An 18,712-nucleotide genomic window follows, 5' to 3' on the forward strand; every position below is an offset into this window, starting at 1 on the left:
GCGTTGTGCCGCCACAAATACACACCATTCTCTCACTTTTTAGCGGTCGGTGCCCGCTAGCTGCCGCGTGATGTGCCCCGGCCGCCCTGCTGGGCCTGCCAGGCCGCTGTTAGGAGGGCCTGTACCGCCCGCCGGTCGGGCTTGCCCGTGGGCAGGGTGGGGAACTCCGGTAGCACTTCAATGTGCTTAGGTGCGGACGCTGCCCCCAGCTTTTCTGCTACCAGCCGAGGGAGGGCGTCCGTAAGCTCGCCGGGCTGGATATTTCTGCCGGCTACCGGGGTGATAGCTGCGGTGATGGCGGTGCCCCAGCGGGCATCTGGAACCCCAGCCACCAGGGCTTCGCGTACCGCGGGGTGGCTTTCGAGGGCGGTGGCTACCGCTGCCGCGCTGGTTTTGATACCGCCGGAAATGAGCACGTCGTCGGCGCGGCCCGCTACGGTGAGGGTTCCGGTGCGCAGGTCTTGGGTGCCTAGATCGTCGGTGCGGTACCAGCGGGTTCCCTGATCGTCTACAAAGAAGTGGGTGGAGGTGCGCTCGCTATCGTTGGCGTAGCCGCTGGCAATGGTCGGCCCGCCCAGCCAGATACGCCCGGGGGCTTCCGGGTCGGCGGTATCGGCTTCTATCTGCACGCGGATGCCCGGCAGCGGCTTGCCCTCGTAGACACAGCCCCCGGCGGTTTCGGCCGACCCGTAGGTGCGCACTACGGGCAGTGCTAGGTCGCGGGCAGTTGCAATGAGGTCGGCGCTGGCCGGTGCCCCGCCCAGCAGAATTGCGGAGAAAGAACGCAGGGCCGCGAGGGTTTCTTCGCGGAGGGGCCCTTTGGGGGTTTCGAGCAGGCGGTGTAGCTGGGTGGGCACCAGGGAGACCAGCCGGTGCGGGGCTGAGAGCTTTTCGGCGGAGCTGACGAAATCCTGGGCCGTGAAGCGGGTGCCCTCGCTGGCTGAAGTGGTGATAACGGGTGTGGTGCCCGCCAGCGCAGACCGGGCCACCACCTGTGCCCCGGCCACGTACTGTAGGGGCAGGGCAAGGAGCCACTGGGCGGCGTGGGTGTTTGTGGCGGCTTCGGTGCCGCGAGCTGAGGCTGCCAGGGCCGAGGTTGCCAGCACCGTCTGCTTGGGGGTGCCGGTGGAGCCGCTGGTCGTGACAACCAGGGCGGGGGCGTCCTGCCTCTTCTCTAGCTCTGCAAAGCGGGTGCTAAAAGTACGCATGGCCTCATTAAGCTCCTGCGTAGCAGGTCGGGCGGGCTGGTCTGCCCCGACGCGGACGGCCACCCCAAGCTCGTGTGTAACCGGGCTGGGGAGAGGGGTAAGGGAATCTAGTGTCATGGCTCTTTTTAGTCTACGCCTGGTGATGATTGCCAAATAGTACGCCTACTTGGTAATCTTGTGGCTAATACGTTTTTTATTCTCAAGGTCGAGATAGGAGCCTTCCCATGCTTGAGGTAACCGGTGCAGAAATCGCCCTTCTCTTGCTGTATCTCGCCCTGCTGGTGCTCTTTTTCGTAGTGCTGCTGGGGTTCCACAAGAAAAATAAGACCGAGATCCGGGTGATTCGTAAGCGCCTGGGGCTGGGTGAGAATGCTGCGGACAAGCTGGATAAGGGAGCGTAAACCATGACTGTACTTGCAACTAATCCGCTGGTGCCCACTACTGGGGAGGCCGTTCTTTCTGTGATTGGCCTGGCCTACATGGTCTTCATGCTGGTTTTCTTGGTCTTTCTGGTCAATGTGCTACTGACCTGGCACCGCAAGAACAAGTTGCGCATCATCGAACTGGAGTTCGAAGAGCGCGCCATCGACAACCGCAAGGCTGCCCGGCGCATGGCAGGCCCTGAGGCTTAGCCCCGAGCCGAACGCAAGGACGCCCCGCCCCACTTTCCGTGAAGAAGGTGGGGGTGGGGCGTCCTACTTATTTATTCTTTAAGCGCTTCGTCTAGCTTCTCGCTCAGAGGAGCCGACAGAGACATGCTGTAACTCTTCGACAGATGGTTGGTGTCGAAATAGACCGGAATTCCCCCGATGACACCGTGACAGGTTCCGTCTGGGCAAAGGTACTCAGTCATATCAATGGTGGGGGCGTTCAAAGAGCGAGCTGCCTCAAATTGGGGATCTGGCCATAAGACAGCACTGGCGGATGCTACGCACTGCGTGCCTGAATACGATACGCAATTGGGGCCAACTGAAGAACCTGCGGTAGGAACGTCACGAACAATAACCACCTTGCTGCCCTGTGCCTGCCAACGGTCAATCCAGGGTTTCATTGCTTTCGCATACTGCTTTTCTTGGGGAGCACCGCTACCGTTTTCAAGGCCCTGGCTACTGGAGTAGTTACCGATAACAATTAAATCTGGCTTCTCCTGAGTCACCTCGTTGAGGACAAAGCTGGGCCACTTGGGGCAGGTATCTGAAAATGTCTGGGCAACGGGCACCTGACGTCCAGGCGCAAGCCAGTAAGTCAGGGGAGTCTCCCAGAGGGAGCAACCTGAATGACTAAAGAACGTCATATCCCACTGCTTTTCACGGGCAATGGGGTAAACCGCTGGGCGCCAGTGATCAATATGCGAGTCGCCGATAAACCAGACCTTCGTGGGGTCTGCCGATTCCGCAGCGTAGTTGCAGTGAATCTTGACTCTTGACCCGCCGTTGGGGACCTCGGCTGACTCAAGAACTTCACATTCTTGGTCAAGCGGTACCCACGGTGCTTCGCTTTCTGAGCCAGCAGCGATTACAGGCTCTGCTGTGAAGGCCTCCTTGCAGTGCTCAGCGTTTACAAGGGCCATACCCCCAACACAGCTAATCTCTGCTGTCTCTTTTTCTTCACCCGATGTTTTGGTATCTGACGTAGAACCCGCGACCTGGTTCATACTTGCCTGGATCTCTGCCTGCTGACGGGCAGAGTACTGCTGGGCATAGAAATAGGTCGCTGCAGAACTCGTACCAATAAGAGCTACAGTAGCGATAACCGAGACGAAAACAGTTTTTGGAGCAAAGAGGGGCTTAAACTTGAAGCGAAAAGTGTTTTCAATGAACTTCTGCGTCGTGAAAGCAAGCAGAAAAACGAGCGGAAGTACCACAATATAGGTCCACCACTCGGCAGCGTGGCCAAGGGCAAAGGGCAGAAGGACGGCCACAGGCCAGTGCCAGAGATACAGGGAATACGACATATCCCCGATGGACTGCGTAGGGCGCCCCTCAACAAGAAACCGTAACCAAGGCATAAAGGTGAACGGCCCTGTTGCAATAACGGCAGCAGCGGCAAGAACCGCAGCCAACGTAGTTAAACCGGGTACTCCGCTTTCTTCTGTGTAGAGAAAGGCTGAGCTCAGAAGTACGAGGTAGGCTGCAAGCTGAGCTAGGTTGCGGAGAAGTACGGGGTAGAAGCTATTATCTAAGGCCTTATTGAGCGAGAAAAACAGCGGGGAGAGAAGGGCAACCAGAGCGCCTACCATAAACTCCCAGACACGAGTAAATGTGTTGAAATATGCCCCAGCCTGACCAGATGCTACCTGGCCTTGAGCGAATGCTAGAGACAGAATAAGTAGCGTGAAAACGCCTGAACCTAACACCAGGTTCTGCAAGCGTGAGTTGCCTCCAAGGAATGTTTTTATCTTGAAAGCTCCTAGGAATAGCAGTGTAAGGGCTATAGGCCAGATGAGATAGAACTGCTCTTCAACTGACAGGGACCAGTAGTGTTGAAACACCGTAGGGTTGCTGTCTTGGGCGAAATAATCTGTTGCAGAGGCATACAAATTCCAGTTGTGAAAATAGGCGCTCGCCGCAAAGAAGTCCCAAGCGGTGCGACCCCAATAACTTACAGGTGCAAGTGCTAGTGTTGCGATAAAAGAAACTGCACCGACGAAGATCGCGGCCGGGAGCAGGCGTCGAGCCCGGTTCGCGTAAAAGTGTTTAAAACTGATGGTATTGCGTTGTCTGAGCTCTTTGAGAAGATGAAGCGTGATGAGGTAGCCCGAGATAACGAAGAATATATCTACCCCGATATATCCGCCGGTGATGAAGTTCGGCCAGAAGTGGTTGCCAATAACGAGAAGGACGGCGATAGCTCTTAGGGCTTGTATATCGCTTCTGAAATTTTTGGTTGGGCGGGATGCAGCGGCCATGGGTCTCTCTAAAGAAAATGTGTGGTGGTGATAACTGCTTATCAACTCTAAACCCTCGTAGCGGGGCGAATGTGGAAGAGGCATACGGAATTCGTTGTGAAGCGTTCTTCTCCTGGCTGCGGCGTCTACTCGTAGTGGTACCTCACCGCAGCAATGCGCACAGAATTGCCCACGATTTTGTAGACTAGCCGGTGTTCTTCAGTAATTCTGCGGGACCAGTAGCCGGAGAGGTTGTTGCGCAGGGCCTCTGGCTTGCCAATGCCTTCGTTACCGTTGCGTTGGATATCTCTGAGTAGGGTATTGATTCTTTTGAGAACCTTGCGATCTTGCTTTTGCCACCACAGGTAGTCTTCCCAGGCCTGACTGCTCCAGATAAGTTCCACGCCGGTGCCTAATCTTCGAGGAGTGCCTGGCTGGATCCTCCGCTTGCTTCAAGTTCGTCAATTGAATCTAACAGCCTTCGAGCATTGGCAGGCGAACGTAAGAGATGAGCGGTCTCTTTGAGTGATTCGTATTCGGCAAGCGAAAGAATGACGGCAGGTTCGCGCCCTGTACGGGTAATCACAACCTCTTCAAGGTCTTCTACAGCGATATCGAGTACTTGGGCGTAATTGGCGCGGGACTCGGTGTAGGTCATAGTTTTCATCAAAACCTCCTGTACAGAAAACTGTACGCTTGAGAGGTGGTATCTTCAAGAGCTCATATTTTTCTTTTGGAGTACCGCACTCAGCAGGGGAAGTATCGTCTTATTTTTGCTCAGGGAGCGAAAGCCCACCAGACTCTCGTGCTGCCCACAGGGAAGATGGGCAGTATGAGAGTCTGGTGGGCACTGAGCCTGTACGGCTCTGAGCTGGGTGCGCGGACGCCGTCGGTCGGCTAGAAGTAGTAGGGGTAGTTCTCCCAGTTGGGGTCGCGCTTCTCAAGGAAAGCGTCGCGGCCCTCGACGGCCTCGTCGGTCATATAAGCCATGCGGGTGGCCTCGCCGGCAAAGACCTGCTGGCCGACCATGCCGTCGTCCGGAAGGTTGAAAGCAAACTTGAGCATACGAATAGCCTGCGGGGACTGGCGGGCAATGTGGGCCGCGTACTCCAGGCCCTTGGTTTCCAGCTCAGCGTGGGGCACTACGTCATTCACAGCGCCCATCTCGTACATGCGCTTCGCATCGTACTCCTTAGCCAGGAAGAAAATCTCGCGGGCAAACTTCTGGCCCACCTGGCGGGCCAGCAGGGCTGAGCCGTAGCCGGCATCAAAGGATCCCACGGTCGCATCGGTCTGCTTGAACTTGCCGTACTCCTCAGAAGCAATGGTCAGGTCGGCCACCACGTGCAGGGAGTGGCCGCCACCGGCAGCCCAGCCCGACACCAGGGCGATAACCACCTTGGGCATGGTGCGAATCAGGCGCTGCACCTCCAGAATGTGCAGGCGGCCTGCGCGGGCCGGGTCAATGGAATCGCGGGTCTCACCCTCGGCATAGCGGTAGCCGTCGCGGCCGCGAATGCGCTGGTCGCCGCCGGAGCAGAAGGCCCAGCCGCCGTCCTTGGCAGAGGGGCCGTTGCCGGTGAGCAGTACGGTGCCCACGTTGGAGGTCATGCGGGCGTGATCTAGTACCCGGTAGAGCTCATCGACGGTGTGCGGACGGAAGGCATTGCGCACCTCGGGCCGGTCAAAAGCGATACGGACGGTCGGTAGATCCCGCAGAATCTCACCGGCCTCGTTGCGTTCCACCTGGCGGTGATAGGTGATGTCGGTCAGGTCCTCAAAGCCCTCGACCAGGCGCCACTGGTGGGGGTCGAAAATATCAGAAACCTTGGCAGGAAGTTCGTTAGTCATAGCCACCAGTCTACCCAGGGGTGCCCCGCAGCTGGTTTCTTGAAGGTAATCGAAAACTTCATCTGCGCGTTCAATGCACGCGCAGATGAAACTTTCGACGACATTCGCGCAGAAAAGGACGGACGCCGCCCCCAGTGCCCTTGCCCGCAGGCAGGGGAGTGGGGTGCGGCGTCCTGACCCAGATGAAGCTACTAGCGGGAGAGCTCCACGGCGCGGTCGAACTCTTCGTTGATTTCACGGGCGGTAGCAGAATCACCCTTGTAGGTGGCAACCGACACCAGGTAGGCAAAGAGCAGGTTGACCAGGAAGCCGGGCACAATCTCGTACATGTAGCCCGAGAGAACCTCGTTGTAGCCCCAGACAAAGACAGTGATGGTACCCGCAACCATGCCCGCTACAGCACCGGCGGCGGTGAGCTTGCGCCAGTAGAGGGAGAGAATCACGATGGGGCCGAAGGCTGCGCCGAAGCCTGCCCAGGCGAAGGAGACCAGGGAGAGCACGGAGGAGTCGGGGTTCCAGGCCAGCAGACCGGCGATAACAGAGACCACCAGCACGCCCGCGCGGCCTAGCCAGAGCCCCTTTGTGTCTGAGATTTCCTTGCCGCCGCTGGTGAGCTTGTAGAGGTCTTCGGCCAGGGCTGAGGAACAGACAATCAGCTGGGAGGAAAGGGTCGACATAATAGCTGCTAGCACCGCTGCCAGTACGAAACCGGCTAGCAGGGGGTGGAGCAGAATCTGGGACATATCCAGGAAGACTGACTCGGCGTTGGTGGTGTCGGTCAGGGTCGCTTCGGGGTGGCGGGCAAAGTAGGCGATGCCGATCAGGCCAGCGCTCATGGCACCGACCAGGGTAGCGATCATCCAGGTGATGCCGATACGGCGGCCGGCGGTGGCGTCCTGGGCTGAGCGCAGGCCCATGAAGCGCACGATGATGTGGGGCTGGCCGAAGTAGCCCAGACCCCAGGCAGCTGAGGAAAGAATGCCCAACACGGTGGTGCCCGCAAAGAGGGAGAGAGCAGTGGGGTTAACGGACTCGATGGTGGTCTCAAGGCCCGAGAAGCCACCCACGTAAACCAGGGCCATAATCGGTAGGACGATGAGGGCGGTGAGCATGAGCAGGCCCTGGACGACATCGGTGTAGGTTGCACCCAGGAAACCACCGAAGAGGGTGTAGGCAACGGTGATGCCGGCGACCAGCAGCATGCCGGTGTGGTAGTTACCGCCGAATGAGGACTGGAAGAAGACACCCCCGGCGACCATGCCGGAAGAGACATAGAAGGTGAAGAAAATCAGGATTACTAGGGCAGCGAAGATGCGGATGATGCCGCGGGGGTCGCGCAGGCGGTTGTGGAAGAAGGAGGGGACGGTGACCGAGTTGCGGGAGACCTCGGTGTAGGCGCGTAGGCGGGGTGCTACGAACTTCCAGTTGAGCCAGGCGCCGGCAGTTAGGCCGATGGCGATCCAGGCTTCAGCTAGGCCGGTGATGTAGAGGGCACCGGGTAGACCCATGAGGAGCCAGCCCGACATGTCTGAGGCACCCGCTGAGAGGGCCGCCGCGGTGGGGGAGAGGGAGCGCCCGCCGAGCACATAGTCGTCGAGATTGTTGTTCTTGGACTTGGCCCAGATGCCGATGCCGACCATGACGGCGAAGTAGATAGCCAGGGCTATCAGCTGGTAGGTGGTGTTGCTCATGAGCTCCCCTTGGGTTGTAGGCGAGGACGTGCGGGCTGGGGTGGGTGCGTCGGCGCACCTTCCCTTATGTGCAGTTTCTCTAAAGTATCTTGTTTAGATTACTTGAGGTATTTGCTGAGGCACACGTTTTGGTCTGTGCGTTAGCTTACACCTTGAGGGTCTACTTGACACTATCTCGCCGCCTGAAGCTATTTAGAATCTTCGTACAAAACCGGTGAGCTTTTCTTAAGAGTGCTTCTGCGAGCGCGAATCTATCACGGGTAGGGCCGAGGTGTGCAGGGTTACCGCGATGGCTGACCTGTTGGTGCGCCAGACGATGTAGGCACCCGAGGCTGCGATGAGTACAATACCCAGGTAAGACCAGGCAGAGAGCACTTCACCCAGCATGAAGGTACCCACAATGGCTCCTACGACGGGGTCGATGGAGAAGAGCACCCCGATGGCGGCGGCGCTGGTCAGTTGCCCGGCGATGTTATCGGCAGAATAGGCTAGGGCCACGCCCACGATGGCGGAGAGAGCCAGCTTGAACCAGGCGTCCGCATCCAGATTTGCCATGGCGGGTACCGACAGGGGAAGCTGAATGAGAGCCGAAAAAGCCAGTGACATGGTGGTGCCGCGCAAGCCGCTGGTGGCTGGTGAGACCGACCCCATGCGGGCCGAGTAGATGGTGTAGCCGGCCATGGAAGCGGCAGACCCGAGGGCCCAGATAAAGCCGATGGGGTGGGTGTCCCCGGCGAGCGTGGGCCCGGCAATCATCACAACCCCGGCCAGGGCAAAGAAGGCCATAAGCCCGTCGCGCAGCCGCCGCACCCCCAAGAGGGCCACCACAAAAGCACCCAGGTATTCAAAGGTCACCGCCACACCCAAAGGAATATGGTGCACCGCGTTGTAAAAACAGACGCTCATCAGGGTCAGCACCAGCCCGTAGACCAGTACCTGGGGAAGGTCCCGCCGCCGCAGGGCAAGGGGGTTAGGGCGCACCAGCGCCCATAGGACCACCGCGGCAATCAGGGCACGCAGGGCAGCGACCTGGGTGGGGCCAACGCTGGCAAAGAGCACCGAGACAATCGCAGCTGAAATCTGAATACCTAGGGAGCCAGCGAAAATCAGAAGCAGGGCAGCGGTGCCCCGGTGTTCGTCCGGTATGCGGTCGGTAAGTTTCATAGCTGCCACCTAGAGCCCGCAGGTGCTTTCGAGCAGTGGGTCTACCACCGTCCAGGGGGCCTGCTTGATACGGTCTGGGCTGAAGACAGAGAGCATCTCAGCAGCCGTTTCGGGCAGGTGGGGGCCGGCCTCGCCCGCGCTCGCCCCGGGGATCGGGGGCAGCGGAATAGAGGCAGCAATCATGCGCATGATGTGGTCGGTGGGCACACCAGTGGCGGTGAGCTCAGCAAGGGTGACGGCCCCGTCCCTCTTAGCCAGGCGTTTGCCCTCGGTGTTGAGGGCCAGAGGGACATGGGCGTAGGTGGGAACCTGCAACCCCAAGAGGTGAGCTAGATAGGCCTGGCGGGGAGCCGAGGGCAGCAGGTCATCGCCGCGCACCACCTCGGTGACCCCCTGGTAGCCGTCATCAACCACACAGACCAGGTTGTAAGCATAGACCCCATCGGCCCGCACCAGCACAAAATCGTCGACCGCGTCGGTGTATTCCCCGGCAAAACGGTCGGTGACAGTCCATTCGCTCACCTGAGCTTTCAGGCGCAAGGACGCCGGCCTCAGTTGCCTGCGCTCGGCCCGTTCTGCCTCGGTGAGGTTGCGGCAGGTGCCGGGGTAGGCGCCGGGGGCACCGTGCGGGGCGCTGGAGGCCTCCTGAATTTCTTTGCGGGTGCAGTAGCACTCGTAAACTAGTCCTGCCTCGCGCAGGCGGGTAAGGGCGTCCGCGTAGGCAGCTAGGCGGGTGGACTGGTAGAGCACCTCCCCATCCCAGTCGATGCCGAGAGCCGCGAGGTCGGCCAGCTGGCGCTCGGCTGCGCCCTTCTTGACCCGGTCTAAATCTTCTACCCGCACCACAAACCGGCCCCCCGCGGCGCGGGCCATCATCCAGGCCAGCAGGGCGGTGCGCAGGTTACCTAGGTGCAGATCACCCGAGGGGGAAGGCGCATAGCGGCCGCAGGGCAGGGAAGCGGACGGAGGCGCAGCGGGGGAGGAGGTAGAAGACATCACCCCTCTAGTCTAGTAGCTCACAGGCTTCTGCAATATGACAGAAGGTTGCGCTGAGTAGGCAGAGAACCGTCAAAAAGTGCAGTGTGGCAAGAAATAACCCCGCAAGTGGGGTTTAAACAGGCTGCTCACCTGCCTGTGTCCAGTACCTTAGAGAGTATGGCTAGAACTCTTGAAATTGCCGATGGTATCTATCAGATCTCAACGGATAACTACCGTCTGAACTCAGGCCTTATCGTGGGAGCAGAGAAGGCTATGGTGATTGATACCGGCGCCGGTCCCCGCCAAGGCGCTGAGATTCTAAGAGCGGTCCGCCGGGTCACCGACCTGCCCCTGGTTGCGGTCAACACCCACGCGCACTTTGACCGCTTCATGGGCAACGCCGTGTTCGCCGCCGACGGAGTGACCGATATCTGGGCCCACCCCCGCGCAGCCCGCGCTATCGAAAGCTACGGCGACCGCCAGCGTCTTTACGTTGAGGTGCTAGAACCCGAGATGGCCCACCAGCAGGGCCCCAATACCGAGCTTGTGGTACCTACTCGCTTCCTGCCCGGTGACGGCACCCGCCCGGCCTTTACCCGCGTGGAGCTAGGCCAGCGGGCCGTGACCCTCATGTACCTGGGCCTGGCCCACACCGACGGGGACGTGCTGGTAGGCGTAGACGACGTCCTGTTTGCCGGTGACCTTATCGAGCAGGGCTCAGACCCCGCCTTCGACGACTCCTACCCCGAGCTCTGGGTCAGCACCCTGCGCACCCTGGCAGGGCTTGACCGTTACCGCATCTTCGTACCAGGCCACGGCACTCCGGTGGAGAGCACCTTTATCGAGCGTATGGCCGACACCATGGAGGACGCCGTGCAGAAGATTGCCGACTCCGCCCTGAGGAAGGTCAAGGGGGCTACGACAGCCTCCATGTACCAGCTACCCTACTCGGGCGGTTCCACCCGCATTCTGCTGGATCGCCTCACCAAGCTTGAGGCCCGCGAAGCTGAGGGACAGGGACTCTCCACCGTGACCTTTGAGGGGGACGCCGCGTCCGGCCTCACCGGCCCCATTACCCTGGGGCAGGGCTAAAGGCCCAGAGGACCTAGTAGGCCCAGACCCTGCGGTAGGCGCTACGGGTCTTGTTCTGGGGGCGCAGCAGGGCTATCTGGGTGCTAGTGGTCAGGGCTGCTACCGCCCCAATCATGCAGATGGCGGCCATAAAGGCAGACCCGGGAATCGGGTTGGTGTAGGTGACCCAGTAGAGGGCGAGGGCGCAGAAGCCCGAAAAGAAACCTGAAATTGAGAGTAGGGGAACCAGAATCAGGCCGGACCGCTGGGTATCGCTCATATCGAGTTCTTCGGAGCGCATAAATCGCAGAATAATCAGGCCCAGTACGCCCCAGAGACCGGTGACCAGAATAGCTGTGACCACATCGGCTGGGCGGTGCCAGCCGTTGACCACGGTGGAATAGCCAGCCGCTACCGTAAAGACCATACTGATGAGCGCTACGGTTGGCCGGAAACGCTTGGGGGAGGCCAGGAAGAGGGCTAGGCCCGCAGCGGCTGCGAAAGTCGTGTGGCCGGACGGCGCCGAGTTACCGAGGGCCTCCTGAACACCAAGGTTGGGCTTGACGATGATGTAGTTCTTCAGCAGCTGGGTGGTCAGGTTGGCACCAGCGGCAATGGCCACACCGACCAGGGCAGGCACAAAGCGGTGTTTCCACAGCAGTACAAAGAGAATACCGATAGCCGCAGTAATACCGGCGGCGGTGGGAATGAAGTCGAGCAGGGTAGAGGTCTGCTCGGTGTAGGTTATGAACTGGTAGGAGAACTCCTGGAAGGAAATCTCGTCGAGATCCTGGCCGGTTGGTGTTGTGATAAAGAAAATAAAGGCCGCCACCAGAAGGCAGAAAAGGGTGCCTGCCGCAAAGAAGTGCTGAATCAGGGTCCAGAGCGAGGGGCGGGTCTGGCGAATATGCGAGGGAGTGAGCATATGTAGACGGCCCGAGGGGGAATCCTCACCCGAGTGGGCCTGGCTACCATAGGGGGTTCTGGCGTAGCCCGGAGCCTGCTGCCCCGGGGCACGATAATTCTGGGTGGGGTAGCCCGGGGCAGGCCGTCCTTGCCTAGCAGAGGCGGGAGCGCCGTAGGCGGCCTGTGGCGCCCGGTTGGCGCTGACGGCGTCCGGACGCGGGGCCGCAGCCTGGGCGCGGGCCTTGCTCGCTGCGCGGGCGGCACGTTCCTTCTTGACCCGGTGCGCTGCCTCCTGGGCAGCGGCCTGCGCGGCGGTAAAACCTGTCTTAGCGGCTGCCAACCCGCTGGCGGTACCAGCCTGTAACCTAGCTTTGATGGTCTCACCGTGGGGCGTAGCAGGCGCGGCAGGCTGGGTTTCTAAGAGCTGGGTGCGGTCGGGGTCAGCCGAGGGAACGGACGCGGGCCTAGTCAGTGGCTGAGTCACCGGATGCTGCTGGGCGGCAGACTGCGACCGTACAGAGGCAGGGAGCACCACGGTGGCGTCATCGTCTGTAAAAGCGGCACGGGCCTGAGAAGCGGGAAGCACCTCGGTAGCGTCTTCACCGGGGCTCACCGGCAGAGCAACCGTGCGGTCGTCGTAGGCCTGGGGTGTTAGCACCTCGGTGGCATCGTCGGGTGTGCCAGAAACAGCGTTAGAATCGCGCTTTTCAAAACTCACAGTTATCGCCAAAGACCTTTCTGCCGCGTGTAGACACCTCAACGAGCCTACCAAGCCCTGCCTGCTATTTCAGCCCTAGACCCTGCTAGGAGCTGACAGGCTCAGCCTGCACTGCTATTGTGACAAACTCACATGGGACTTTCCTGAGAGAACCCCTAATGTTGCGCGAGCACCTGCACACAGCCCCGCAGAAGCGGCGAAAGAGTAGATTAGAAGGTATGACAGCTAGCTCCCTGCCCCTGGGCTTTGCCCTGCCCCCGCTCGAAGAAATCCTGGCCGCTACCCGCGTCGTAGCCCTGCCTATGCGGGTGAAGTTCCGCGGCGTCACCCTGCGCGAAACCGCCCTGATTCAGGGGCCGGTGGGCTGGGGGGAATTTGCTGCTTTTACCGAGTACGAGCCTGCAGAGGCAGCCGCCTGGCTGGCCTGCGCCATCGAGGCGGGCTGGCTGCCCTACCCGCAGCCGCTGCGCACCAGTATTCCCCTCAACGCTACGGTTCCAGCGGTGGCCGCTGATGAGGTTGAGGCGGTGCTGGCCCGCTACAAGGGGCAGGTGTGGGAAGTCAAAATCAAGGTGGCTGAGGCCGGGCTACCGTTTGAAGAATCTCTAACCCAAGACCTAGCCCGGGTAGCCGCAGTGCGTGCTGCCTGCCCGGGAGCCCGCCTGAAGATTGACGCCAACGGCGGCTGGACCGAGGCCCAGGCCGTCCGCGCCCTCAATGAGCTGACCAACTACGACCTGCTCTACGCCGAACAGCCCGTGCCGGGTATCGAGGGCCTCGCCCGGGTCCGCGATCAGCTGCGGGCGCACGGTAACCCCTTACTCATTGCCGCCGACGAGGCCGTGCGCAAGGCTGATGACCCGCTGCGGGTTGCCCGCCTGGGCGCTGCGGACCTCATCATTATTAAGGCTGCCCCCCTGGGTGGGGTGAGGCGGGCCCTGCAGATCGTGGAGCAGGCGGGTCTACCCGCGGTTGTTTCATCTGCCCTTGAAAGTTCGGTGGGCATCCGTACCGGGGCAGCACTGGCCGCAGCCCTTCCCGAGCTGCCCTACGGGTGCGGCCTGGGCACGGTCTCGCTCATGGCCCAGGATGTCACCGGAACCCCGCTTGTGGCCCGGGACGGGGAGCTGCCCCTGCGGGATATCACCCCCGAGCCTCACCTGCTGGAAGAGGTAGCTGCCAGCCCCGACCGCACCGCCTGGTGGCACCGCCGAATCGAAGCCTGCTACCGCCTGCTTGAATAGGGGCAGCTGGGCAGCAGCAGAGCCCGGCCGAGTCTTGAAGAGGGCAGCGAGTAAACTGGTGGGGTGACTGATGCACCCTCAACCTCCTTTATGACCGCAATTTCTGTGCTCGACACCCTGGTGCGGGCAGGAATGCGGCATGTTCTCATCGCCCCGGGCTCGCGCTCAGCCCCCCTGGCCTACGCCCTCGCTGCCCTAGACCAGGCCGGGGTCATCGAAGCTCACGTGCGCATCGACGAGCGTAGCGCCGCCTTCACGGCTTTGGGAATGGCCAAGGCCAGCGGCCAACCGGTGGGTATCGTCACCACTAGCGGCACGGCCGTGGGCGAGTGCCTGCCGGCCCTTATGGAGGCCTACCACTCAGGGGTTCCCTTGACCCTGCTCTCAGCCGACCGCCCTGCCCGGCTCCAGGGCACCGGCGCCAACCAAACCACCGACCAGCGAGTAATCGCTCCCGCCCACACCCGGGCGTCCTGCACCCTCGAAAACTACACGGCCGACCCCGCCGACCCCCAGAGCACCCAGCTCAATGCGGCGCTCGCTGCCCTGACCGGGCGTTCAACAGATAACTGGGACGCTCCCGCACGCACCCCGCGAGGCCCCGTCCAGATCAACCTGGCCCTTGATACCCCGCTCACCCCCAACCCCCTTGACCAACAGATCCTAGAGCGCTGGGCTCGCTCACTGGCTGAGAACCCACCGGTACCTGCCACCCCACTACCCCCGGCCGACCCCAGCGCAGCTAGCTGGCTACGCGCAGGCACCGCCGAGGGAGCTGGGCGGATGGACAGCACCAGTACCGCCCGCCGTACCGTTGTTGTGGCCGGTGACGGGGCAGGACCAATCGCCCAAGCCTTCGCCCAGCAGCAGGGCCTGCCCCTGCTGGCTGAACCCTCATCGAACGCCCGCTTCTCGCTCCTGGCCGTGCCCGCCTACCGGCAGGTACTGGCAGGGCACCTGGGGCAGCAGATTGAGCGGGCCGTTATCTTCGGCCACCCTACCCTCTCCCGGCCGGTTGCCACCCTGCTGGCCAACTCCGCGGTAGAACGCGCCCTCTACGCCCCCTCACCTGCCCCCTGGTATGAGCCAGGCGCCCTTGATTTGAGGGAAATCGCAACCCTGACTGAGCTGGCTGATTTTGCGGGCACAGGCCGGGGAGCTACCACCGAGGATGGTCACGACTGGACGGCCAGCTGGAGCGAAGACGGCCAGAAACTAGCCCGGGAACTGGGCCAGCAGGTCGCCGACTACCGGGCGGGCACCTACACCCTGAACGACCAACCCGGCGCAAGTTCAGCCGACCGCACCGCAGGCTACTCTCTCGCCGACACCACCTGGCGGAGCTGCCTAGAAGATGACGCTGTTCTGGTGGTGGGCTCATCCAACCTCATCCGCGACCTTGACCTCATCGCCCCCTCCCTGGCAGCCTCACCCCTGGTCTTTGCCAACCGCGGCCTAGCTGGCATCGACGGCACCATCGCCACCGCGTCCGGAATCTCCCTGGCCCTCAACCGCCCGGTTCGCGTGCTCGTCGGGGACCTCACCTTCCTACACGACACCGGCTCCCTCAACATCGGCCCCCTCGAACGCAAGCCCAACCTCGACGTGCTGGTCTACGACGACCGGGGCGGCGGAATCTTCTCAACCCTGGAACACGGCCAACTAGCCCAACACGAGAAATTCGCCCCGGCCATCCGCCGCTTCTTCACCACCCCGCATACTGCCCAGCTCGAAGAACTCGCAGCAGCCTGGGGCGAGAACGGAATCAGCGTCAGGGTGGTGCAGCCGTAGGGTCTTAGACAAGGAAAGGTAGGCTCGCAGCGAAGCTGCTGGCTCGGCGGCTGGCGTGAATCGCTTGTGAGCGTCAGCGAACCAGCGAGAGGGTCGGCAGCGAGCGCGAGCCTACCTTTCCTTCATAAACAGCATCGGGAGTTCTAAAAAGCCCCTCCACACCTGTGTGTGGAAGGGCTTTTGTCTGCGGAAGGCCGGTTACTTCTGGGCGGTTTCGGTGCCCCAGGGAACTGCGGTCTCGTCGGCCTCTACCTCGCTACCCGATTCGTCGGGGTGGCGAGAGAGGTGAACCAGGGCCAGGCCCAGGCTGCCCCAGATCAGGGCGATGGAGACAATCAGCATAACGATGGCGATGGAGCTCATGCTAGGCACCTTCCTTTTCGGTGGCTGACTGGGGTGCCGACTGGGCGGTGGCGTCTACGTGGCCGTGGACGACCTTGCCGCCGGCAATCGGGGGAGCCGGGGGAGTCAGCGCTGCGCGGGAGGTCTTAGACCAGGGCAGCATAGAGATGATGATGGCTACGACCAGCAGGGCGATGACCATGCCCCAACCGAAGATGTTGAGCAGCTGGTCGGGGTAGCCCTCGTAGGGTTCGTTGATCAGGCTGATGAAGGTGTTGATCAGGGAGTAGCCCAGGATGATGGGGGTGGCGCCTGCCAGCAGGATCATCCAGAGCTTGCCCATCTTCCAGGACGAACGCTCGTTGAGGTGGTCACGGAAGATCGGCAGGGCGCGCAGCAGGTAGGCAACCACGAAGATGGAGACCAAGCCTGCGGCGAGGATGCCGAACTGGTTGACAAAGTTATCCAGAATGTCCAGGACATAGAGGCCGGAGGTGGTGGCCATGAGCAGGGTGGAGGTAACCGCGATAGGGGCGATGACCAGCAGGGTGGAGTATACACGGCCCAGGTTGAACTTGTCTTCAACACCGGCAACGATAACCTCGACGATGGAGATCATGGAGGTGAAGCCTGCAAAGAGCAGGGAGCCAAAGAAGAGCACACCGATCAGGGTGCCACCGGGGGCCTGAGAGATGATGGTGGGGAAGGCGATGAAGGCCAGACCAATACCTGAGGTTGCTACCTCGGAGACCTGGGTGCCAGCAGCGGTTGCCATGAAGCCCAGGGCTGCGAAGACGCCGATACCGGCCAGCAGCTCGAAAGAGGAGTTTGCGAAGCCCACAACCGCGCCGGAGCCGGTCAAGTTGGTCTTGTTCTTCAGGTAGGAGGCGTAGGTAATCATGATGCCGAAGCCGATGGACAGGGAGAAGAAGATCTGGCCGTAGGCTGCAACCCAAACGCCGGGCTCGGTCAGAGCGCCCCAGTCGGGGGTGAAGAGGGCGTCGAGACCGGTCATTGCGCCGTCCAGGGTTAGGGAGTAGCCGACCATGACCAGGAACATGGTGACCAGTACGGGGATGAAGAAGACGTTAGCCAGGCCCACACCCTTCTGTACGCCCAGGGACATGATGAGGGCCAGCAGTACCCAGATGCCAATCAGGGGGTAGAGGATGCTGGGCACGAAATCGAAGGTGAGGGCTACGGGATCAGCCAGCTGCAGGACGTCCGCGAAGAAGAAGGTCTGCGGATCATCGCCCCAGGCGTGGGTGAAGGAGTAGATGAAATAGTGGGCGGCCCAGGCAAGAATCGCTGCGTAGTAGATAGCGATGATGAAGTTGATGCCCATATGCCACCAGCCGATGAACTCGGTCTTACGGTTCAGGCGGCGGAAGGCCAGGGGAGAGGACGCACGGGCGCGGTGACCGATGACGTAGTCAAAGAAGAGGAAGGGCAGACCCGCGGTGAGCAGGGCAACCAGGTAGGGGATCATGAAGGCGCCGCCGCCGTTATCGTAGGCAACGTAAGGGAAGCGCCAGATGTTACCGAGACCAACGGCTGAACCGATAGCTGCAAAGATGAAGACCTTGCGGCTTGAGAAGCCTTCTCGTTTCTTGGGCGCTGAGGTGGGGTTTGAACTCATGTGAGCAGTCCTCCGCAGGGCTAAGTGTGAATGAATCTTTTGTAGTATGTGGGTTCAGACTGGCAAGTGATAAATAAATCTCAAATAGTGGATAGAAATTGGGTAAAAAAATCCCGGCGGTTTCCCGCCGGGAGTAGCTCTAGGCATCGCGGTGGACGACGGCGTGAGCGAAGGATTTGAGGGCTTCCTTGACCACCGAATCGGGCAGGGGCTCGATAGCCGCGATGGCGTCGTCCGCCCACTGGTAGGCAATCTCCCATGCTTCTGCGGTGACCGGGTGGGCCGAGAGGGCTGCAACGGCTTCGGCTAGAGCTTCGTCGCTGGTGAGGTCGCCCTGAATCAGCTGCTGGACGTGCTGGGCTTCCAGGTCGCCGGTTGCGGCTGCCCGGTCCAGCAGGATGGTGGGCAGGGTGGGCACACCTTCGCGCAGGTCGGTGCCGGGGGTCTTGCCGGACGCTGCCCCCGAACTGGTCACATCGATGACGTCGTCGGCCAGCTGGAAGGCCACACCTACCAGCTCGCCGTAGCGGGCCAGCATCTGCACGGTTGCTTCGGGGGAGTTAGACAAAATCGTGCCGTAGGAGCCAGCTGCTGCGATCAGGGAGCCGGTCTTACCCTCGATGACCTTAATGTAGTGGCTGAGAATGTCTTCGTTTTTCTCGGGGCCGGTGGTTTCAAAGAGCTGGCCTAAAACCAGGCGTTCAAAGGTCTGAGCCTGAACGGCTAGAGCGCGGCCACCCAGTTCGGAAACAATCAGAGAGGCGCGGGAGAAGATGAGGTCGCCGGTCAGAATAGCGACCGAGTTGCCCCAGATGTTCTGGGCGGTATCCACACCGCGACGTTTGGGGGCGTCGTCCATGACGTCGTCGTGGTAGAGGGTAGCCAGGTGGGTTAGTTCAACGACAACAGCTGCGTCGATGACCCGGTCGTTGATGCCGCCACCAGCCTCTGCTGCCAGCAGGGTGAGCAGGGGGCGCACCCGCTTGCCACCGGCAGAAAGCAGATGGCGGGATGCCACATCTGCCAGGTGGTTGGTCTGGGCAACCGCGCGTTCTAGGCGCTGCTCAACCTCAGAAAGGGCCTCAAGAATCTTGGGGCCGAGTTCAGCGTCCTGCGCAATGAGTTCAAACCCCTTGGGTAGGTTGAAGTCAGCTTCGGGCATGAGCGCTTCAACGCTCATAGGGGAGCTGGTGGGTTCAGTCACGGTGTCTTTCACATTTCT

Annotated in this window: 18 protein-coding genes; 6 read left to right on the forward strand and 12 right to left on the reverse strand. The window is 61.1% G+C overall.

Going from position 1 to position 18,712, the window contains the following annotated elements; translation table 11 throughout:
* Nucleotides 1-56: 56 nt before the first annotated feature.
* Nucleotides 57-1,325, reverse strand: a complete 1,269-nt coding sequence (locus tag QM007_RS02380; RefSeq protein ID WP_283490392.1) for an AMP-binding protein — start codon at nucleotides 1,323-1,325, stop codon at nucleotides 57-59.
* A 107-nt stretch (nucleotides 1,326-1,432) separates the two neighbouring features.
* Between QM007_RS02380 and QM007_RS02385 the strand changes: the two genes are divergently transcribed.
* Nucleotides 1,433-1,609 carry a hypothetical protein gene (locus tag QM007_RS02385; RefSeq protein ID WP_283490393.1) on the forward strand — a complete coding sequence of 59 codons (177 nt, stop codon included), beginning with the start codon at nucleotides 1,433-1,435 and terminating at the stop codon, nucleotides 1,607-1,609.
* Between the two features lie 3 nt (nucleotides 1,610-1,612).
* Nucleotides 1,613-1,840 carry a hypothetical protein gene (locus QM007_RS02390; RefSeq protein ID WP_283490395.1) on the forward strand — a complete coding sequence of 76 codons (228 nt, stop codon included), beginning with the start codon at nucleotides 1,613-1,615 and terminating at the stop codon, nucleotides 1,838-1,840.
* A 71-nt stretch (nucleotides 1,841-1,911) separates the two neighbouring features.
* Here QM007_RS02390 and QM007_RS02395 read toward each other — a convergent pair whose 3' ends face one another.
* The 4 genes from QM007_RS02395 to QM007_RS02410 form a co-directional block, all read right to left on the reverse strand.
* On the reverse strand, nucleotides 1,912-4,116 hold the full coding sequence (locus tag QM007_RS02395) for an acyltransferase family protein (protein WP_283490396.1): 2,205 nt from the start codon (nucleotides 4,114-4,116) through the stop codon (nucleotides 1,912-1,914).
* 125 nt (nucleotides 4,117-4,241) lie between these two features.
* Nucleotides 4,242-4,499 (reverse strand): Txe/YoeB family addiction module toxin, encoded by a 258-nt coding sequence (locus tag QM007_RS02400; protein ID WP_283490397.1) that lies wholly within the window; start codon nucleotides 4,497-4,499, stop codon nucleotides 4,242-4,244.
* A gap of 8 nt (nucleotides 4,500-4,507) precedes the next feature.
* Entirely contained in the window at nucleotides 4,508-4,762 is a 255-nt protein-coding gene (locus tag QM007_RS02405) for a type II toxin-antitoxin system Phd/YefM family antitoxin (protein ID WP_283490398.1), read from the reverse strand.
* Between the two features lie 230 nt (nucleotides 4,763-4,992).
* The gene (locus QM007_RS02410; RefSeq protein ID WP_283490399.1) at nucleotides 4,993-5,946 is read right to left on the reverse strand and encodes a 1,4-dihydroxy-2-naphthoyl-CoA synthase; all 954 of its coding nucleotides are present in this window, start codon (nucleotides 5,944-5,946) and stop codon (nucleotides 4,993-4,995) included.
* Between the two features lie 39 nt (nucleotides 5,947-5,985).
* Here QM007_RS02410 and QM007_RS02415 point away from each other — a divergent pair, with 39 nt between their 5' ends.
* Entirely contained in the window at nucleotides 5,986-6,123 is a 138-nt protein-coding gene (locus QM007_RS02415) for a hypothetical protein (protein WP_283490400.1), read from the forward strand.
* 14 nt (nucleotides 6,124-6,137) lie between these two features.
* Here QM007_RS02415 and putP read toward each other — a convergent pair whose 3' ends face one another.
* The 3 genes from putP to gluQRS all read right to left on the reverse strand — a co-directional run bounded on the left by putP (nucleotide 6,138) and on the right by gluQRS (nucleotide 9,797).
* Entirely contained in the window at nucleotides 6,138-7,637 is a 1,500-nt protein-coding gene (gene putP / locus QM007_RS02420; RefSeq protein ID WP_283490401.1) for a sodium/proline symporter PutP, read from the reverse strand.
* Between the two features lie 225 nt (nucleotides 7,638-7,862).
* A complete protein-coding gene (locus QM007_RS02425; protein WP_283490402.1) occupies nucleotides 7,863-8,801 on the reverse strand; it encodes an EamA family transporter in 939 nt (312 codons plus the stop codon).
* Between the two features lie 9 nt (nucleotides 8,802-8,810).
* Nucleotides 8,811-9,797: a tRNA glutamyl-Q(34) synthetase GluQRS gene (gluQRS, locus tag QM007_RS02430; protein WP_283490403.1), complete on the reverse strand. Its 987-nt coding sequence runs from the start codon at nucleotides 9,795-9,797 to the stop codon at nucleotides 8,811-8,813.
* A gap of 159 nt (nucleotides 9,798-9,956) precedes the next feature.
* Between gluQRS and QM007_RS02435 the strand changes: the two genes are divergently transcribed.
* Nucleotides 9,957-10,871, forward strand: coding sequence for an MBL fold metallo-hydrolase (locus QM007_RS02435; protein ID WP_283490404.1), 915 nt, complete (start codon nucleotides 9,957-9,959; stop codon nucleotides 10,869-10,871).
* A gap of 13 nt (nucleotides 10,872-10,884) precedes the next feature.
* Here the strand turns inward: QM007_RS02435 and QM007_RS02440 are convergent, their stop codons facing one another.
* Complete coding sequence (locus QM007_RS02440) at nucleotides 10,885-12,474, reverse strand: phosphatase PAP2 family protein (RefSeq protein WP_283490405.1); 1,590 nt, start codon at nucleotides 12,472-12,474, stop codon at nucleotides 10,885-10,887.
* A gap of 218 nt (nucleotides 12,475-12,692) precedes the next feature.
* On the opposite strand from QM007_RS02440, the gene QM007_RS02445 reads away from it, so the two are divergent.
* Nucleotides 12,693-13,718 carry an o-succinylbenzoate synthase gene (locus QM007_RS02445; protein WP_283490406.1) on the forward strand — a complete coding sequence of 342 codons (1,026 nt, stop codon included), beginning with the start codon at nucleotides 12,693-12,695 and terminating at the stop codon, nucleotides 13,716-13,718.
* A 63-nt stretch (nucleotides 13,719-13,781) separates the two neighbouring features.
* On the forward strand, nucleotides 13,782-15,509 hold the full coding sequence (menD, locus tag QM007_RS02450) for a 2-succinyl-5-enolpyruvyl-6-hydroxy-3-cyclohexene-1-carboxylic-acid synthase (protein WP_283490407.1): 1,728 nt from the start codon (nucleotides 13,782-13,784) through the stop codon (nucleotides 15,507-15,509).
* Between the two features lie 198 nt (nucleotides 15,510-15,707).
* On the opposite strand, the gene QM007_RS02455 is transcribed toward menD, so the two are convergent.
* The 3 genes from QM007_RS02455 to QM007_RS02465 all read right to left on the reverse strand — a co-directional run bounded on the left by QM007_RS02455 (nucleotide 15,708) and on the right by QM007_RS02465 (nucleotide 18,670).
* Nucleotides 15,708-15,872, reverse strand: coding sequence for a methionine/alanine import family NSS transporter small subunit (locus tag QM007_RS02455; protein ID WP_283490408.1), 165 nt, complete (start codon nucleotides 15,870-15,872; stop codon nucleotides 15,708-15,710).
* Nucleotide 15,873: 1 nt separating this feature from the next.
* A complete protein-coding gene (locus tag QM007_RS02460; RefSeq protein WP_283490409.1) occupies nucleotides 15,874-17,490 on the reverse strand; it encodes a sodium-dependent transporter in 1,617 nt (538 codons plus the stop codon).
* 139 nt (nucleotides 17,491-17,629) lie between these two features.
* Nucleotides 17,630-18,670: a polyprenyl synthetase family protein gene (locus QM007_RS02465; protein ID WP_283490988.1), complete on the reverse strand. Its 1,041-nt coding sequence runs from the start codon at nucleotides 18,668-18,670 to the stop codon at nucleotides 17,630-17,632.
* Nucleotides 18,671-18,712 lie beyond the last annotated feature (42 nt).

Source organism: Rothia sp. SD9660Na, assembly GCF_030064065.1.
GTDB lineage: Bacteria > Actinomycetota > Actinomycetes > Actinomycetales > Micrococcaceae > Rothia.

What these genes read in the sequence shown, in the direction of transcription:
- QM007_RS02380 (WP_283490392.1), bottom strand. Translation starts at nt 1,325, where the DNA reads ATGACACTAGATTCCCTTACCCCTCTCCCCAGCCCGGTTACACACGAG.
- QM007_RS02385 (WP_283490393.1), top strand. Translation starts at nt 1,433, where the DNA reads ATGCTTGAGGTAACCGGTGCAGAAATCGCCCTTCTCTTGCTGTATCTC.
- QM007_RS02390 (WP_283490395.1), top strand. Translation starts at nt 1,613, where the DNA reads ATGACTGTACTTGCAACTAATCCGCTGGTGCCCACTACTGGGGAGGCC.
- QM007_RS02395 (WP_283490396.1), bottom strand. Translation starts at nt 4,116, where the DNA reads ATGGCCGCTGCATCCCGCCCAACCAAAAATTTCAGAAGCGATATACAA.
- QM007_RS02405 (WP_283490398.1), bottom strand. Translation starts at nt 4,762, where the DNA reads ATGAAAACTATGACCTACACCGAGTCCCGCGCCAATTACGCCCAAGTA.
- QM007_RS02410 (WP_283490399.1), bottom strand. Translation starts at nt 5,946, where the DNA reads ATGACTAACGAACTTCCTGCCAAGGTTTCTGATATTTTCGACCCCCAC.
- putP (WP_283490401.1), bottom strand. Translation starts at nt 7,637, where the DNA reads ATGAGCAACACCACCTACCAGCTGATAGCCCTGGCTATCTACTTCGCC.
- QM007_RS02425 (WP_283490402.1), bottom strand. Translation starts at nt 8,801, where the DNA reads ATGAAACTTACCGACCGCATACCGGACGAACACCGGGGCACCGCTGCC.
- gluQRS (WP_283490403.1), bottom strand. Translation starts at nt 9,797, where the DNA reads ATGTCTTCTACCTCCTCCCCCGCTGCGCCTCCGTCCGCTTCCCTGCCC.
- QM007_RS02435 (WP_283490404.1), top strand. Translation starts at nt 9,957, where the DNA reads ATGGCTAGAACTCTTGAAATTGCCGATGGTATCTATCAGATCTCAACG.
- QM007_RS02445 (WP_283490406.1), top strand. Translation starts at nt 12,693, where the DNA reads ATGACAGCTAGCTCCCTGCCCCTGGGCTTTGCCCTGCCCCCGCTCGAA.
- QM007_RS02455 (WP_283490408.1), bottom strand. Translation starts at nt 15,872, where the DNA reads ATGAGCTCCATCGCCATCGTTATGCTGATTGTCTCCATCGCCCTGATC.
- QM007_RS02460 (WP_283490409.1), bottom strand. Translation starts at nt 17,490, where the DNA reads ATGAGTTCAAACCCCACCTCAGCGCCCAAGAAACGAGAAGGCTTCTCA.
- QM007_RS02465 (WP_283490988.1), bottom strand. Translation starts at nt 18,670, where the DNA reads ATGAGCGTTGAAGCGCTCATGCCCGAAGCTGACTTCAACCTACCCAAG.